The sequence below is a fragment of the Bacteroides sp. 51 genome, assembly GCF_010500965.1.
In the GTDB taxonomy this organism is placed as follows: Bacteria; Bacteroidota; Bacteroidia; order Bacteroidales; family Bacteroidaceae; genus Bacteroides.
Window position 1 is genome coordinate 168,934 of sequence record NZ_QVMI01000015.1, and the last position, 17,241, is coordinate 186,174.

General features: G+C 44.0%; 12 protein-coding genes. 6 read left to right on the plus strand and 6 right to left on the minus strand.

What is annotated here, in order from left to right; genetic code table 11:
- Window positions 1-4: 4 nt before the first annotated feature.
- The 5 genes from D0T87_RS12650 (at window position 5) to D0T87_RS12670 (ending at window position 7,369) form a co-directional block, all read left to right on the plus strand.
- Complete coding sequence (locus D0T87_RS12650) at window positions 5-1,675, plus strand: RagB/SusD family nutrient uptake outer membrane protein (RefSeq protein WP_203558682.1); 1,671 nt, start codon at window positions 5-7, stop codon at window positions 1,673-1,675.
- Between the two features lie 8 nt (window positions 1,676-1,683).
- Window positions 1,684-2,811, plus strand: a complete 1,128-nt coding sequence (locus tag D0T87_RS12655; protein WP_163175494.1) for a SusF/SusE family outer membrane protein — start codon at window positions 1,684-1,686, stop codon at window positions 2,809-2,811.
- A gap of 29 nt (window positions 2,812-2,840) precedes the next feature.
- Entirely contained in the window at window positions 2,841-4,292 is a 1,452-nt protein-coding gene (locus D0T87_RS12660) for a DUF5115 domain-containing protein (protein ID WP_163175495.1), read from the plus strand.
- 91 nt (window positions 4,293-4,383) lie between these two features.
- Window positions 4,384-6,708 carry an alpha-amylase family glycosyl hydrolase gene (locus D0T87_RS12665; protein ID WP_239063647.1) on the plus strand — a complete coding sequence of 775 codons (2,325 nt, stop codon included), beginning with the start codon at window positions 4,384-4,386 and terminating at the stop codon, window positions 6,706-6,708.
- Between the two features lie 274 nt (window positions 6,709-6,982).
- The gene (locus D0T87_RS12670) at window positions 6,983-7,369 is read left to right on the plus strand and encodes a hypothetical protein (protein WP_163175497.1); all 387 of its coding nucleotides are present in this window, start codon (window positions 6,983-6,985) and stop codon (window positions 7,367-7,369) included.
- A gap of 6 nt (window positions 7,370-7,375) precedes the next feature.
- Here the strand turns inward: D0T87_RS12670 and D0T87_RS12675 are convergent, their stop codons facing one another.
- From D0T87_RS12675 to D0T87_RS12700, 6 genes are all read right to left on the minus strand, one after another.
- Window positions 7,376-9,040 carry a DUF6377 domain-containing protein gene (locus D0T87_RS12675; RefSeq protein ID WP_163175498.1) on the minus strand — a complete coding sequence of 555 codons (1,665 nt, stop codon included), beginning with the start codon at window positions 9,038-9,040 and terminating at the stop codon, window positions 7,376-7,378.
- Between the two features lie 96 nt (window positions 9,041-9,136).
- Window positions 9,137-10,393, minus strand: coding sequence for an OprO/OprP family phosphate-selective porin (locus tag D0T87_RS12680; protein ID WP_163175499.1), 1,257 nt, complete (start codon window positions 10,391-10,393; stop codon window positions 9,137-9,139).
- 6 nt (window positions 10,394-10,399) lie between these two features.
- Complete coding sequence (locus D0T87_RS12685; RefSeq protein WP_163175500.1) at window positions 10,400-11,722, minus strand: gluconate:H+ symporter; 1,323 nt, start codon at window positions 11,720-11,722, stop codon at window positions 10,400-10,402.
- Window positions 11,723-11,757: 35 nt separating this feature from the next.
- Complete coding sequence (ilvD, locus tag D0T87_RS12690) at window positions 11,758-13,479, minus strand: dihydroxy-acid dehydratase (RefSeq protein ID WP_163175501.1); 1,722 nt, start codon at window positions 13,477-13,479, stop codon at window positions 11,758-11,760.
- Between the two features lie 416 nt (window positions 13,480-13,895).
- Window positions 13,896-15,416 carry a M48 family metalloprotease gene (locus tag D0T87_RS12695; protein ID WP_163175502.1) on the minus strand — a complete coding sequence of 507 codons (1,521 nt, stop codon included), beginning with the start codon at window positions 15,414-15,416 and terminating at the stop codon, window positions 13,896-13,898.
- A 266-nt stretch (window positions 15,417-15,682) separates the two neighbouring features.
- Entirely contained in the window at window positions 15,683-15,937 is a 255-nt protein-coding gene (locus tag D0T87_RS12700; RefSeq protein ID WP_163175503.1) for a type B 50S ribosomal protein L31, read from the minus strand.
- Between the two features lie 253 nt (window positions 15,938-16,190).
- Here D0T87_RS12700 and D0T87_RS12705 point away from each other — a divergent pair, with 253 nt between their 5' ends.
- The gene (locus D0T87_RS12705) at window positions 16,191-17,207 is read left to right on the plus strand and encodes an endonuclease/exonuclease/phosphatase family protein (RefSeq protein WP_163175520.1); all 1,017 of its coding nucleotides are present in this window, start codon (window positions 16,191-16,193) and stop codon (window positions 17,205-17,207) included.
- Window positions 17,208-17,241: the final 34 nt, after the last annotated feature.

Below are 17,241 nucleotides of genomic sequence, written 5' to 3' on the forward strand. Positions count from 1 at the left end.
TATTATGAAACTGAATCTAAAAAAATACATATTATTAAGCCTTATAGGAGTAGGTTTAATGGTAACATCGTGTCTTGATGATTTGGATCAAGAACCCAAATTGGACAAGTCAAATCAAACGGTTATTAATGAGGACGATTGCCGCTCGTTTTTAGCGAAGATATATAGTGGCTTCGGATTATCGGGAAATCAAGGACCATCGGGCGTTGAACCCGACTTGCAGGGTGATGACCAAGGTTCATTGGTATTCCTCCGTGGCTTGCTTTCAATGCAACTTTACCCAACCGATGAAGCTATTTGGAACTGGGCCGATGAAGGCATTAAAGAACTTTGTGAAATAAATTGGGATTATACCCTGTTTTATTCCTATACATTCTATCAGCGTGCCATGCTGAATATACGTTATTGTAAAGAGTTTCTTGATCTTTACACTGTAGAAACAGGTATACCTGATATTGAAAAATATAGAGATGAAATCCGTGGTATTCGTGCTATGAACTACTACTATTTAATTGATTTATATAGAAATCCGGGTGTGGTTTGGGATGATAGCCCAACGGGTGACAAGTCTTGGAAGCCTTCTCAAATAGGGGCTACTCCGCTTTTTAATAAAATAGTTGAGGAACTGCTTGATCTTTCTGAAAATGGAAATCTTGACGAAACTCCTTCGATGGCAAATTACGGGCGCATAACCAAACCGGTTATTTACACTTTACTTTCGAAGATGTATTTAAATGCAGAAGTGTATACAGGACAAGCAATGTATGATAAAGCGGCACAATATGCAACAAAGGTTATTGGTGCTGGCTTCGGATTGGAAGATGATTATAAAAACTTGTTTTGTGGTGAAAACCATTTAACGGCAATGAAGAAGAAAGAAATCATTTACGCTATTCCATTTGATGATGTAAATGCGAAAAGTTATGGCAGTACAATTATGGTGACCGCTGCTGCGTACGGTGGTGTATTGGACCCAACATGGTTTGGTATGACTTCTTCATGGACATGTTTGAAACCAACCCAGCAACTCGTTGCTTTGTTCAATGGTCCTGATCCAAGCAATGGGGGTAATTATGATGAGCATGGAAGTACTATCAAAAAAGACCAACGTTATCGTTTCTTTGATGTGAAGTCATATAATGAAGATGGTACAGTAAAAGATAGAAGAGATGTAAATACAAAAATGGGCGATTGGAATACAGGTTACTTGAGCTACAAATTTACTAATCTGGGATGGGATGGAGCATCGGTAACTCCGACTGCCGATCCTTATACAGACTTCCCACTATTCCGTTTGGCAGATATCTATCTGATTTATGCAGAATGTGCTGCCCGTAATGCATCGGGCACTGATTTAGCAACGGCTGTAGGTTATGTAAATGCTTTACGTGAAAGAGCTAACGGCGATGCAACCCAAAATATTCGGGCTACTGATTTAACGCTGGATTTTATTTTGGATGAACGTGCCCGTGAATTATATTGGGAAGGTCAACGTCGTTCAGACTTGGTGCGCTTTGGGAAATTTACGAAAGATAAGGTTTGGGCATATAAAGGTGGTGTAGTAGAGGGTACGGCAAATGTTAATAGTAAGTTTAATATTTATCCGATCAGCGATAGAGACCTGACTGCAAACCCGAATCTTGTACAAAATCCTGGTTATGAATCTTTAAAATAGTATCCGTTATGAGAAAATTATATATAATTCCTATACTCTTTCTGGCCCTGTTAGGGTTCACAGCTTGTGACGATGATAGAGATGAAAATCCAACATATGAAGATCCGACGACGTTTGTGCTGAATACACCGGCATATGCTTCGACAGTCTATGATCTGAAGTACTCAACGTCATTGGAGTTAACTTGTACACAGCCCAATTATGCATATACTACAGCTGTAACATATACCGTGCAAGTATCTTTGACGAATGATTTTACTACCGAAGGAGCATATGAAACGCTTGAAACGACATATACTTCGGCTCGTATGAATGTGGATGCCGTACAATTGTCGAAAGCTATCGTAACATTATGGGAAGCTGGTTCGGAAGAAGAACTTCCTGCCGACACTCCACTTGTGGTATATGCGCGTTTAAAAGCAGCACTGACAAGTACAGGTGCTGGGGTGATTTACTCAAATGTTATAAAACTCGATCAAGTACTGGCAAATCCGGAAGCTCCTGTAACGGTAGACAATTTGTATGTTATTGGTAGTTTCAACGGTTGGGATTGGATAAACAGCATAGCTCTGCCTCCGGTGCACAGTAATCCGGGTATGTTTTGGGGCATTATGTATTTTGATGCAGGCGATGAATTTAAATTCAATGTAAGTGCTCTTGATGATGAAAATGTTGGCGGGTATAGTGATGCTTTATTCTCTGACGAATCTATTGCATTGGCCGATCTGTCAGATAATGGTGGTAATATTAAAGTGGGTAAAGCCGGATGGTATTTAATTATTGTTGATGGTACACTAACCGGACGTGCAATGACTTACAATTCAGTTCGGTTCCTGGAACCTATCGTTTACCTGACAGGTGATCCTTCGGGTGGTTGGGATGCATTTGATGATGCTCGTAAGTTTACTGTACCTACAGATCGGGACGGAGAGTTTGTTTCGCCAGCATTTATAGCCGATGGTGAGTTGAGGATGTGTGTTAAGTTGGAAGATCTTGATTGGTGGAAAACAGAATTTGTTATTCTGAACGGAAAGATTGCATATCGCGGTGCAGGAGGTGACCAGGAACGTGTAAATGTGACTATCGGTAAGAAGGCATATCTGAACTTTATGGACGGTACAGGCTCTGTAAAATAAGGAAGTATAACTATATCAAAAGAAATAATATGAAAAAAATATCACTATACATCGCGGCTCTTCTGATTGTGGTTGCATTCACTGCTTGTGATGATAACTATGATGATTGGGCAGCTCCGCAAACAAATGAGCAAGAGAGCGCAAAAGACATTTCTTTTCAAGCAAGTGTTGTGGCTGGCTCTATTGACCTGAACACAGTTACTACCGATTCTATTGAAATTATAAAAATAGATAATATTACAATTGAGGAAGGTGGGACTGCACAATATGAAGTATATTTAGGTTTAGACGATGAGTTTGCAGAACAGATAGGTTTGCCTTTTGCAGAAAAGAACAACCAAATAAAGGTGAGCACAAATGATTTTGAGGATGCATTGTGGGCATTTTATGGAAAAGAAGGAAAATCTAATAGTGTTAAATTGCGCATTTATGCTATTGTGATTACTGCAAACGGGCAGGCTACAAGAGTAAAAACTGCTGATATGTCATTGGTTGCCATCACCAAATCGCTTGTTATTGAAGAAAACTATTATATGGTTGGTACGGTAAATGATTGGAAGCAAACTGGCTTACCGCAGTTTACAAGCTTGGGAGAAGGGTTGTTTGAACTAATAATTGATTTGACGGAAGATAAAACATACTTTAAAATTATTCCCCAATCGGGTTTGGATGATTTAGATAAGTTCTGGGGGACGGCGTTGGGTTCTGCAAAGAATGATGATGATTCAAAAGCAGGTACGCTTGTATATCAAAGAGAAGGAGAGCCGGAACCAGGGGCTATGTTGATTTATGGTGCGGGTGAGATGAAAATCCAGTTGGATATGAATAATTATACATACAAAATTGGTCCTAAGTTTGAAATACCCGAAACCATGTATATCACAGGTTCTCCTTGGGGATGGGATATCCCGGGTAGTTATGGGCTTACTCCAATGAATAGTGCAGATGGTTTCTGGAAAGTGGTGTACTTGGAAGCCGGTTCGGAAATTAAGTTCTTCCCGGAAGCAAGTTGGGATAATGGTATCGGATTCATGGAAGCAACCATTCCGGCAGAGTCTATATCATTAGCTGGATTAACCGATAATGGTGGAAACGTGAAAGTAGCTAATGCCGGGTGGTATATTGTGGCGCTTACTGTTACAGCAGATGGCGATTACACTATTCAATTTGCAGAACCACAGATTTGGTTGATAGGCAATACCTCTAACGGAGGATGGTCTGATATCGCAACGAATCCGGCCGATATCTTTACCATACCCGCTGATGCTAGCGGCGAGTTTGTTTCGCCTGCATTCGTTGCAAGTGACGACCTGCGCATGGCTATTGCTTTACCGGGAATTGACTGGTGGAAAACGGAGTTCAATATATTTGATGGTAAGATTGAATATCGTGGAAAAGGTGGCGACCAAGCGGCTGTTCCTGTTATTGCAGGCCAAAAAGCTTACTTGAATTTCGGCAGCGATACAGGTAGAATTCAATAATAAATAATGCAAAAAAGAGTCTGAAAGCTCCTCCTCTATGTTCTTCGAAAGAGTGAGGGGGAGCTTTTGGACTTTTTCACTCTTAATACTTATGATAACAAAAAACAAGTTTCTGAGTTGGCTGTTTATTTCTCTATTTATATTTGCAGCCTGCTCCGACGATAAAGATCCGGTCATTCCTCCGGGTCCCGGTCCCGATCCTGATCCCGACCCGGAACTGGCCGAAGGCATCACCCTCACCCCGGCATCACTAGATGATACGGCAGAGGCTAAGATTACGTTCAAGGCACCTAAGTCGTCGGCCCTTTACGGATATACCGGCGATGTGTATGCACATATCGGCGTGGTAGAGGGAACCGATTGGCTGTATGTTCCGGCCGATTGGGACGAGAATATAAGTAAATGCAAAATGACAAAGGAAGCGGAGAACGCCTGGAGCTTGACCCTGTCTTCGTCTATCCGCTCCTGGTTTGGCGTAACGAATGGAATGCCGGTTCAGAAGATCGGTCTGGTAGTCCGCAGCTCGGATGGAAAGAAGCAGGAATCTGATGCTTTTATTACCGTAACCGATAATACCTTTAAGCCTGCTGCGACTGAAAATGCTTCGATGCCCTCGGGCATGCAGGAAGGCATTAACATAGTCAGTACATCTACCGTAACCCTTGTACTTTATGATAAGGATACGAAGGGCAATCATAAAGACTATGCCTATGTAATCGGCGATTTCAATGACTGGACCATAAATAATGCCTATCAGATGAAGCGGGATGAGGCTGCCGGATGCTGGTGGCTGACGCTTAGCGGGCTGAATGGACAGACGGAATACGCCTTCCAGTATTACATCGGCACGAAGGCCGACGGGAATATCCGCCTGGCCGATGCGTATACCGAAAAGGTGATTGATCCTATGGATGTTTATATCCCCGCTTCAATTTATCCTGGTTTGCGTGGTTATCCTTCGAGCAAAACAGCAGGCATTATTTCGACCTTCAAGACACAACCGGATGCCTATAACTGGCAGTCCGCTGATTTCAAAGTGGAAGATAAAAACAACCTGGTTATTTATGAAATGTTGTTCCGCGACTTTACCAGCGAAGGCAGTGTCAATGCGGCTTTGGCCAAATTGGATCATATCAGGGAGATGGGAGCGAATGCCGTGGAGCTTATGCCTGTTCAGGAGTTCGATGGGAACGAAAGTTGGGGCTACAATCCCTGTTTCTATTTTGCTATGGATAAGGCGTATGGCACCAAGAATGACTATAAGAAGTTTATTGATGCGTGCCACAGTAAGGGTATGGCTGTGATTCTGGATGTTGTTTACAATCATGCCACGGGTTCCAATCCATTTGCTAAGTTGTATTGGGATGCGGCGAAGAATAAAACGGCAAGCAATAACCCCTGGTTCAATGTCGACGCCCCTCATCCTCATAGTGTGTTTCATGATTTTAACCACGAATCTGGTTTGGTACAGACATTTGTGAAGCGCAATCTGCAATTTCTCCTTGAGGAGTACAAGATAGACGGCTTCCGTTTCGACCTCACCAAGGGCTTTACACAGAAGAAATCTTCGGATGATGCCGGAGCATCTGCCTATGACCAAACCCGCATCGACATTCTGAAAGGGTATAACGATGCCATAATGAAGGTAAACCAAGACGCGGTAGTTATTCTGGAACACTTCGCTGTTGAAGCGGAAGAAAAAGTGCTTGCCGAAGCCGGTATGCAACTGTGGCGTAACCGTAACCATGCATACTGCCAGAGTGCGATGGGCTATTCGTCGGAAAGTGCTTTTACGGGACTAACGAATTTTGGCACCACCATGCCTTTCGGCGGATGGGTAGGATACATGGAAAGCCACGACGAGGAACGTGCTGCATATAAGCAAACGGCTTATGCTACGGGTGCGCTGAAAACGGATCTGGCTACGCGCATGCATCAGTTGGAGGTCAACGCGTCGTTGTTCTTCACCGTTCCCGGACCCAAAATGATTTGGCAGTTCGGCGAGCTGGGCTATGACATAACTCTGGATGCGGATGGCGATAAAACCGGTCCGAAACCCGTGTTGTGGAACTATAAAGATGTGGCAGAGCGCAAGGGCTTGTACGATACATACAGTAAGCTGATTGCTTTACGCACATCTCACAAGTCGTTGTTCCAGCAGGCGGCAACCATGAACTGGAGGGTTGGGGTAAGCGATTGGAACGCCGGCCGTTATGTTTCACTGAAGAGTCTTACCGGAGAGGGGCTGGTGGCTGTTGGTAACTTCACCAGCCAGACTATCACTTGCCAGGTGAACTTCCAGCAAACAGGTACCTGGACGGATTATATAAACGGAGGCGATGACTTGACCATTGCCCAGGAAACACAGCCGATTTCCGTTCCCGCGCATAGCTTCTGTGTGTATGTAAAGAAGTAAAAGCTTAGAGAGAAAGTTTCCCGGCTTTTCTGACACCCGGGTGTCAGGGCCATTCACACCCGGGTGTCAGATGTGTTGACACCCGGGTGTAAAGTGTGTTGACACCCGGGTGTCACGAAATGCCTGCCGGTTTCAAACAAAAGCCAAAGAACCGCCAGTTGTAGTAAATGAAGGTGAGCGGCTTAATATATGCCGCCTTGTTTGCCTTAATTTTTGTCTTTTCCAATTTAAAAATTACCTTTGCATCGCCTTCCTGATGCTGATAGGTAATTTTATGGCAAAACTACTTTTTCCAACAAATATCTTCCCGGGATTGGTCTTTAATGATTTTGTCGATAAAGACCCTTCTATGGCGCGTACGTATCTTCCTTATGCCGCGTGGAGTAAGAAAACGGCAAAATCTGATGTGTTGATAATGGACGAGGATCGGTGTGAGGCGATTTGCATAGATAGCTTGAATCCCATCCCGCAATGGCTGCTTTATCACATAGACCGGCAGAGGACCGTGGCAACGCTCAACCGCTTTATATTCTCAACGCTCACTTGTATAATAAAAGATCCGGAATACTGCCTTTTTACGCACCCGGCAGATGTATACGTGCATGTTTGGAAAGATGCCAATAATGTTTACACCTATCTCTTGACCCGCGTTAGCTTGTAATGTCGCTTATCGGTTGCCGCCTGCCCGGGCTATTTTAAGAATATCCCCGTCAAAGCTGTCCTTGTTTCTGGCCCTGCTTTTTACTTTCGTGCGGTAGGTATACACCGTCACGGGGTTGTAGCCCATAAACTCTGCAATCTGCGAACTGTCTTTTATTCCCAGCCGGATAAGCGCATAAATGCGTAACTCCACGTTTAGCAAGTCGCCCTCTTTGAGCGTGAAGCGTTGATCGTCTTTTAGAAGCATATTAAACTCTTCCACAAAGGTGGGGTAGATTTGCAGGAAGGCTTCATCAAACTGCGAGTAGAAATCTTTGCTCTCCTTCAACAAGTATTGGGTCGATGAGTTCATTTTATAAAGGTCATCTATCTGTCCCGATTTAATCTTTCTGTTGACCAACTTCTGATAATCGCCAATCTTCTGGATGTACATAGAGCAGAGCTTCAGGAAATGCCCGATGTACTTTTCCTTCACCCGGTCCGATTCTATCAAACTGGTGGTCAGGTGGTTCAGCTCTTCGTTCTTTAGCTTCACCTCCTTGTTTATCGTATTCAACTCGCCGTTGATCTCCATAAGTTGGGAGCGGGCAACAGATAGTTCCCTTCTTTTCCTGCGGAGGTACAGCGCTATTCCCAGAATGAGGAGCAGGCACAGACTGGTAATCAGGATGCCGGTGCGTAAATAGAACTCCTGCTTATCTCTTTGTAGTTGATACTCCTTCTGAATAATCGGAATGGCTTCGGCAATCTGGGAGTTGCGCAAGCGTGTGTTATAAAAATTGGCATCTTGCAGCGATATGTCCAGGTAGTGATAAGCACGGCCAATGTCTCCCTTATTGTTTCTGATCTCTGCCAGCAAACGCAGCGACCTGTTTTGCTTTACTGCACTCCTGACATCGGCCATAACAGAAAGTATAAGGCTCCTTTCTTCATTCAGCGTATCTCTTTGGGCTTTATAAATAAGCGAAAAGTGGTACAATGCCCGTGCCGCATCGTTCGACGTGGAGTCTATAAGATGATAATATGCCGTGATGTCCTTTTCGGCCTCCGGCAGGTTATTATCGGCAAAGTGTTGCTTAAAGCTGTAATAATAAAAATCCCTGGATTGCGGATGGGTTAGTTCGCAGATCTTCCGCGCGTATGCCAGTTCCTGCTGCCTGTAAGTACTTTCGAGATGAGACTTCTGTGCATACTCCCGCAAGTTCATGTACAGTCTTTCGTACTGCTTGTTGTATTCAATCTTTTGTGAGGTACTCATCTCCTCGTACAAAGGCTCCAACTGCATTAATGCCGTGTGCGCTTCGTTGAGAAACCCCGATTGTGCACACAGGAAGATGTATTGAAACCGGTTTTCCAATCGTTTATCTTTGTTTTGTAATTGTTTTATGAGTAGCCTGTTCTTCTCAATATAACAGAAAGCGGAGTCACTCTGGAAGTTACTGTATTCTTCTATTAGTTGCGCAGTGATATCGCACCTTTTCTCCGGTGCATTCTCGGATAAAGCCAATCGTTTAAGATAGTCAATCTTTCCTTCCTTCTGCTGCACATAGGTTGTGCGCTCTTTTAGTAACAGGTCTAGTTCCTTGAGCAGTGGCTCATTGTTGGATGCCGCGGCAGGCATTCCGGCTATCGCCGAGATAAGAAGTAGCAGGCAAAGGAAGCATTTCAACATGGCATTAACTTCATAAAGGTTCACTACAAAGATAATATTTTTTTGCAGTAAATCACCAACCGCGGCTTGCCGCCCCTGGGTGCAGCGCCTCGCTGCCTAGAATCTTAGTTGGAGGCGGAGGTTGAGGGAGTTGTAGTTGTTTCCCGACTGACCTTCCGGAATGGAAACCTCGCCGTTGGCATTGGCAAACCGGTCGTGAGTGATATAATAATAGTTGAGTTGAACTTTCAGGTTCTCGTTTACATAGTAATTCACTCCCGCGGTATATTGGTTGGAAGCCCCACCCATGATTTCTTTTCCGTTCATGTCCAGTCGGTCAAAGCGTAAAGCCAGTTCCACATCCCCCTTCTTGCCCACTAAAGGCTGGTTAAAGGCACCCCGGGAATTATTATAATCCTGTTTGCCACCAAGCAACAGACACGACGATTGAACATAAAACCCCGAGAAAGACTCATTGGCAAAACCACTGTTCCGGTTCACCCCCTGACGGATATATTCAGCCTGAAGCTTCCAGGGACCGTAATATCCCGCCAGCTCAGCCCCCGTCAACCACGTGTGCTCCACATCCGTTATATACCCACTGTCCAGGAATTTAATCTTGTTGATGGTCGATTCCGACTGGCTGAAACGCACCGTCTTCGGATCAGTATCCTTTCCCACATCCGTCTTCGGTGTGGCATACGAGGCAGCAACGCCGATATGCAGTCCCTTCTCCTTATGTTCATCCTGCGGCATCCATACCGCCCTTCCGGTTAGCGAATACCCTTCATTCTGTCCCTTCTTCAGGTTACTGTCCGAGTTCTCTTTGTTTCCCAAAACCATCGACTTCTGGAAGTGTACTCCACCCGTAAGCAACCACTGCTTGTCTTCGTAAACCCCTTGCAGACCCAAATGATGTCCCGGAGCAAACGCATTGACCACCTGCGCGCGGTTCATCAGCGATAGATCCTTAAAAGAATTCAGTAAATCCATAGAAAAAGCTTCCTGAATGTTACCGGCGCGCAACCCCAACCGCTTAGTAAAGTTATACGTAATAAAGTTATCCAGTAACAACAAGTTACCATTCGAGAAATCAATCTCAAACTTACCCGACAACCGCTCCCCGAAGAAGAATGTCCCGCCAAAGGCAAGTTGCGAAAGGGTTGTTCCATTGCCAACCTTCTGATTCTCTTCTCCCCAGAACATGCCGCCATCGGCAGAGATTCGTCCGAAGAACTTCACATGATACTTGTTATCATAACTCAAGTGCCACTTAGACGGTTTCTTTGTATTTTCCTCTTCCACTCCATTACCGGCACACAAAGGGAGTGCGGCACATAAACATACAACTAGAAATAAACTATACTTTTTCATAATATATCAGATAAATAGATTAAGAATTAAAACTCCGCTTAAACCGACCACGGAAACAAGAATCTGCATCACCGACCACGACTTGAACGTATCCTTCATACTTAGGTTGAAGTACTCCTTATACAACCAGAACCCGGAGTCGTTGACATGAGAGAACATCAGACTCCCTGCCCCGATGGCCAACACCATTAAGTTCGGATTTACATTCGATACGGCAATCAGAGGCATCATTACACTGGCAGCTGTGAGCGCTGCTACCGTGGCAGACCCTACCATAGCGCGTATGATACTTGCCATGAGCCAGCCCAGAATCAACGGATGTACCGGAAGCGTTTCCATCGCATTGGCCAGTAACAGGCTTACGCCGCTTTCTTCCATCACCACTTTAAATATGCCCGAACCGGCCACAATCAGGATAATCATAGCAATGTCTTTGCATGCCTGCACATAAATATCCATGATTTGTTTTATAGAACGACCTTGTTTGATGCCTAACGTGTAGGTAGCTACAACCACGGCAATCAGCATCACAATCGTGGGCGAGCTAAAGAACGACAGGATATGCTGTGCCGGTTCGCTCAGGTTCGGTACGAACTGAGTAAGTATAGTGGTGATAATTAAAAGAAATACCGGCAATGTAGCAGTCAGGAAACTATTGAGCTTTCCCGGTACTCTGAACTCCGAACTCACTTCTTTTGCAGTAAACATATCGACATTGCCCGTTTTAATGCTCTTCAATGATTTGCTGAATAACGGACCGGCAATAATAATAGCAGGAATACAAGCAATCAATCCTAAGATCAGCGTCATTCCCATATTCGCCTCGAACATGCTGACCAATGCCACAGGAGAGGGGTGGGGTGGCAGGAAACCGTGGGCAACAGACAAGGCTGCCAACATAGGCATACCAATATATATGGCGGGCATTTTGTACTGGTTTACAATGGAGAAGATAATCGGTACAAGAATCACGAAGCCAATGTCGTAGAACAAAGGAATGCCGACTACGAAGCCCGTAAGCATCATTCCCCATTGAATGTGTTTAGTCCCGAAGGCTCCGATCATAACGTTGGCGATCTTTTTAGCTGCGCCGCTTTCTGCGACCAACTTCCCAAGCATTGCCCCGAAAATGATAATCAGCGCCATGCTGCGGTATATATTTCCTACTCCTTTGTTCAGAATATCGGGTATGTCCTGAACGGGTATTCCCAGGCAAAGGGCTGCTCCAACAGAGACGAGAACGAATGCAAAGAATGCATCAACTTTATAGTAAGCCACCAGGAAGATAAGGATCAGCAAACTAATGATGATAATAATAATAGGTGTCATGGTATAATAAGGTGTTAAAGAGGTTGGTTACTTGATTATTCGGCTTTCATATATCCGCCTTTCATCGGCGATACGCAGTTGCGGGTATAAATCCCCAGGATGCCGTCATTATAGCGGGGCGCAGGTTTTACCCATTGCTTACGGCGTTCGGAAAGGATGGTGTCTATTTCTTGCCATGTTCTCTCTTCTTCTTTTACACCAATGATGTTCAGAGAGCGGGCTGGAATATCCACACGGATCAGATCACCATTCTCTACTAAAGCAATCGGACCTCCCTCGCTGGCTTCGGGGGATACATGCCCGATGGCCGGACCACGGGTTGCCCCGGAGAAACGCCCGTCGGTGATTAGTGCAACAGATTCAATGAGCTCGGCATCCGAAGCAATAGCCTCGGTGGTATAGAACATCTCCGGCATTCCGCTTCCTTTTGGACCTTCGTAACGGATAAAAACGGCTTCGCCCGGGGTGATATTCTTTTTCAAGACGGCTTGCAGCGCATCTTCTTCACAATCAAATACTCTTGCTTTTAGTGTTACCTGCATCAATTTAGGAGATACGGCCGAGTGTTTTACCACCGCGCCTTCCGGAGCCAGATTGCCTTTCAATATGGCAATGGCCCCTTCCGGACGGATTGGAGCTTTCATAGTCTTGATCAGGTCGGGGTTAGTTAGCTTATGTGTGGTTAAATAATGGTTGCAATTAGCATAATAATCTGTTTTGCGTAGGTCTTCCAGGTTCTCACCCAGCGTCTTTCCGGTCACTGTCAGGGCGTCCAGATGCAGGTGCTCTTTAATTTCTTCCATAATGGCGGGTGTGCCGCCGGCATACCAGAAGTATTCTCCGGGCCAGTATCCGCTAGGCCGGATATTAAGTATATAAGGTATCTTCCGGTGGATGCGGTCGAATGTTTCGGGAGTAAGTGTAATCCCGACTTCATGGGCAATAGCCGGCAGATGCAACAGCGTATTGCTGGAACCTGCAATTGCAGCATGCACCATGATGGCATTCTCAAATGCTTTTCCGGTAAGTATCTGCGAGGGAGTGATGGGGTGGTGAGCTAATCGTATGGCACACTCTCCGGCTCTGCTTGTTGCTTTTTCCAGTTCGCCGATATGTGTTGGAATAAGTGCGCTACCGGGTAAAGCCAGCCCCAATGCCTCGGCCATGACTTGCATAGTAGATGCGGTTCCCATAAAAGAACAGGCACCGCAAGCCGGACAAGCATTCCGTTTATATTCCATGAATTCTTCTTCTGTGATCTCTCCACGTTCGAACATAGCGCTGTACTTTCCTATTTGTTCCAGCGTCAGCAAATCGGGACCGGACTTCATAATACCTCCGGGCATAAATACGGCAGGCATGTTTAAACGGGCAATGGCCATTAAATGTGCGGGGATGGATTTGTCGCAACTGGTAATAAATACTCCAGCGTCAAAAGGAGTTGCCTTTACATGAATCTCAATCATTGCCGTCATAATGTCGCGGGAAACGAGTGAGTAATTCATTCCGTCATGCCCTTGTGCTTCACCGTCGCAAATGTCGGTTACATAATAGTTGGCCGGGCGGCCTCCTTCTTTGTAAATCACTCTGTTTACCTCATGCACCAACCGGTTGAGATGTGCACTACCGGGATGGCTATGTCCGTAACTGCTTTCGACAATAATCTGAGGTTTGCTTAAATCTTCTATGTTCCATCCGCTACCCAAACGTAAAGAGTCGAGCTCGGGTGCTTTTTTACGTAACTCCTGACTTTTCATGATACTGATATTTTGAGGTTATTAATGTCCGTTGGTCGTGTTACAAAGGTAAGGAGCTGTGATATGCTTTAGGGTATGCACTTAGATGCTAACCTAGATTATTATTCAATGAAAGTATTTGTAAGTGTTTGGATATCAGTGAAAATTGAGAATTTTGGGTGAAAGCGAAATATAGATGCTTTCTTTGTTTACTATAAGAGTGAAACCAGCAAGGAAGGTTAATTTACAGTGTATGGGCGGTTCGCGAACCGCCCATAGATTTGATCAGTTAGATTAGGGCGCTTCGCGAAGCGCCCCTACGGGCAACCTTGGAGACTTTTATATAAAAAAAGCGCTGCCGCAGAGGCAACGCTTTTCCGAGTTTAGCTTGAAGTGAGAGAAGTAAAGGGTTTAGGTTTAAAATGTAAAGTTTATGTTTAGTTAAGATTAAGTTGGCGATTCAATCTGTTACCCCAGCCAATTTCTTCGTTGGCCCACCGGGTATCATCACTATTTGTTGTTTCTTGTTTAAATTCGGATACCATAGTCATGTATCTGTTCAATGCTTCTATGGCTTGCTCCTGCTGATCTAAACGAAGATATAATAGGATTTCCAGTTTATATAGCCCCAGGTTGGGTACAGGAGAAATGCTTTTTGCTTCTTGTATCAACTCAAGGTTCCTGCGATTATCTTCCGGGCTATTGGTATGATTCATATTTGCTTTTATCAGGATATAGTAATCCTCATCACTGGCCAGTTTATTATCTATATTCTTTCGGGCCAATTTCCCGGCAGCCTCATAGTTTTTGCTATTTAGCTGTATGATGGAGTTTACTGTGGTTACTCCCGCCATTTTCTTTTGGAATTCACGGTTGCTGATCGTCATAGGTGTTCGAAGCCTGTTTATGCGTTGGTCAATGTTTCCATATCCTCCAATCCTTGACAAGGCATAATCGTCTTTTACTTCCTTGTAATATGCCCAGATTTTAGATAAAGCGGAACGTAAAGCGGCAGGATCAGTACCGGTTCGCACCAGGAACCTGATGGCTATGTCATCGGCATCGCAGATTTGCTTATTGCTATATCCCATACCAAGCTGGTCGATGGCCGAAGCTGTCAGAAGTTCACCGGCTACACCGGCTGTTATCAATAGCCCTCCGGGGATATAGTTTTCATTATTCTCTATCAATGCTGCTTCAATACCAGTAGCAATACCTACTAATACAACTCCCCATATTTCTGCCCTGCGCAGACGCGCTCTTTCCTGAACTACAGTCATTACATGGTGGTCAAGTGCGTAATGCGCCACTTCACTGGCAATGATTGCTGTTAATTCTTTTACCGAGTCTAATGTAGATAATAGTCCTGTGCTGATGATGAGTGTCCCGTTGGGTAACATATATGCATCCGGATTGGGCGATTGTAGTATTTCTACAGTTAAACGTTCTGGGCGGTTCGCATCCAGTTTCCGGGGGACGATTCCATTGAATATGGTCTGAATGTAATCCTGAATATAATCATCTTTGTAGAGAAGGCTGTTCAGATTGCTTGTATATTCATCGGCATCGGCCATGAGTCCCTGGCGGATAGATGAACGATACCCTTTCTTCTGGTAATACTTTGGCATTTTGTAGTTTGAGTATTCATCCTGCCAAAAGTCCTCTACATTGAAAGGAGGTATCTCCAGAAGGTAGGTTACTGAGTCGAACGGAATATAGGCTCTTTGTTTGTTGATCTCTACGAGATAAACTGAGCGGCGAGTGTTAACAGTGCTTTGGTTGTCGGTTTCTCCTATAGAATTTATACTATGTATGACAACCGGCGACCCTTTTTCAAATCCTTTATAATCAAGCTTCAGGACCGCATTCATTTTAAATTGCGGTGCTGCAAGAAATCCTTGTGCTTGACTGCAAATACTAAACAGTAGTACAGACAGTAAAAGAAATACCCGTTTCATAACTTTGCCTTTTAAGATTAAAATAATTAACCTGTAGCAAAGTTACGAAAGGGGTTCCCTATTTATATGTTATTTCCCCTAATTGAGCGTAGGGATTTCCCTATAAACTTTATATTCCCAGGGTTGCAGGCTTACAGGAAGTTCTTTCTCCCCAGTAAACAATTCGGTGCATATTGTATTATGCTAACGTTTGCAGGTATAATAAAACGAGGGGCCGCCCTTGATGGACAGCCCCTCGCTTTATACGCTATATATAGATTAGCGAATTATTTCTTGTTACGGTTACCGTAGCGGCTCATGAACTTATCAACACGTCCTGCAGTATCTACCAATTTAGATTTACCAGTGTAGAATGGGTGAGAAGTGTTAGAAATTTCAAGTTTGATTAATGGGTAAGTTTCACCTTCAAACTCGACAGTTTCTTTAGTGTTCACAGTTGACTGAGACAAGAACATATCACCATTTGACATATCTTTGAATACCACCGGACGGTATGACTCAGGATGAAGACCTTTTTTCATTTCTGTATGCGTTTTAATTATTATTTCTTTTTAAACTATTTGGTAAGAATAGTGTAATGGACTCATTTGAGAGCGCAAAGATAGTGCTTTTGTTTTAACTAAGAAAAAAAGTTCATTGAAAAATCTATTATATCGTTTTTTTTTCAGACTTTTGCAACCAAATGGCAGGAGGGATGGAGTGGAGGTGGAGGCTTTTCTTAACATTGCCATTTATAAAAGCCGCAAGGCTTTTAAATAAAGTATCATTATTATGATGAGAAAGAAACTCTTCATGTTTAGCCTGCTACTGCTTATAGCAGTTAGCGGGCTAACACAAGAGTCTAAAAACAGACTCTTTAGTGTAGCATTTTACAATCTGGAAAATTTGTTTGATACCATACATGATTATGGTAAGAATGACCATGAATATTTGCCGACCGGTCCAAAAGCCTGGAATACGGAGAAGTATCTGGCCAAACAGACTAATCTGTCGCAAGTGCTGAGTGAAATCGCTCGTGATAAAACCCCGCAAGGTCCTGCTGTGATCGGTGTGGCAGAGGTTGAGAATCGCCGGGTGCTTGAAGATCTGGTTCGTCAGCCCACCATTGCATCTGTCAATTACGGAATCGTTCATTATGAAGGACCAGACAGGCGAGGGATAGATTGCGCGTTGCTTTATGATCCTCAGCAGTTTACGGTTACTTCCAGTACGCTTTCACCTTATATATATTTGAATAACGATACTACTCATAAAACCCGTGGCTTCCTGGTTGTCCGTGGAGAACTGGCTGGAGAAGATGTGTGTGTGATCGTTAATCACTGGCCATCGCGTGGTGCAGAAGCACCTGCACGTATTCGTGCGGCAGAGCAGGTTACTGTACTGAAAGATTCTTTAATGAAGGAGAATAAGAAATTGAAACTCATCGTTATGGGTGATATGAATGATGACCCAATGGATGAAAGTATGGCAGTAGCTCTACAGGCAAGGAAATATCCGAAAAAGGTGAAGAAGCGTGATTTCTATAATCCTTGGTGGGAGATTCTTGAAGATAAAGGTATAGGTACTTTATTATATAGGGGGAAATGGAATCTCTTTGACCAGATCGTTGTATCCAAGACCCTGCTTAAAAAGAAGAAACTACACTATGATAGTTGTGAAGTATTCATGCGTGAATACCTTTTCCAACAAGAAGGAAAATATAAAGGTTCGCCTTTCCGAACTCATGGAGGGAATCAATGGATCAATGGATATAGTGATCACTTACCAACGGTGATTTATTTACGTAAATGATTATAAAACACATTTGCTACATCGAGATTACAAA

What these genes read in the sequence shown, in the direction of transcription:
- ilvD (WP_163175501.1), bottom strand. Translation starts at nt 13,479, where the DNA reads ATGAAAAGTCAGGAGTTACGTAAAAAAGCACCCGAGCTCGACTCTTTA.
- D0T87_RS12695 (WP_163175502.1), bottom strand. Translation starts at nt 15,416, where the DNA reads ATGAAACGGGTATTTCTTTTACTGTCTGTACTACTGTTTAGTATTTGC.
- D0T87_RS12650 (WP_203558682.1), top strand. Translation starts at nt 5, where the DNA reads ATGAAACTGAATCTAAAAAAATACATATTATTAAGCCTTATAGGAGTA.
- D0T87_RS12670 (WP_163175497.1), top strand. Translation starts at nt 6,983, where the DNA reads ATGGCAAAACTACTTTTTCCAACAAATATCTTCCCGGGATTGGTCTTT.
- D0T87_RS12700 (WP_163175503.1), bottom strand. Translation starts at nt 15,937, where the DNA reads ATGAAAAAAGGTCTTCATCCTGAGTCATACCGTCCGGTGGTATTCAAA.
- D0T87_RS12665 (WP_239063647.1), top strand. Translation starts at nt 4,384, where the DNA reads ATGATAACAAAAAACAAGTTTCTGAGTTGGCTGTTTATTTCTCTATTT.
- D0T87_RS12685 (WP_163175500.1), bottom strand. Translation starts at nt 11,722, where the DNA reads ATGACACCTATTATTATTATCATCATTAGTTTGCTGATCCTTATCTTC.
- D0T87_RS12675 (WP_163175498.1), bottom strand. Translation starts at nt 9,040, where the DNA reads ATGTTGAAATGCTTCCTTTGCCTGCTACTTCTTATCTCGGCGATAGCC.
- D0T87_RS12655 (WP_163175494.1), top strand. Translation starts at nt 1,684, where the DNA reads ATGAGAAAATTATATATAATTCCTATACTCTTTCTGGCCCTGTTAGGG.
- D0T87_RS12705 (WP_163175520.1), top strand. Translation starts at nt 16,191, where the DNA reads ATGAGAAAGAAACTCTTCATGTTTAGCCTGCTACTGCTTATAGCAGTT.
- D0T87_RS12660 (WP_163175495.1), top strand. Translation starts at nt 2,841, where the DNA reads ATGAAAAAAATATCACTATACATCGCGGCTCTTCTGATTGTGGTTGCA.
- D0T87_RS12680 (WP_163175499.1), bottom strand. Translation starts at nt 10,393, where the DNA reads ATGAAAAAGTATAGTTTATTTCTAGTTGTATGTTTATGTGCCGCACTC.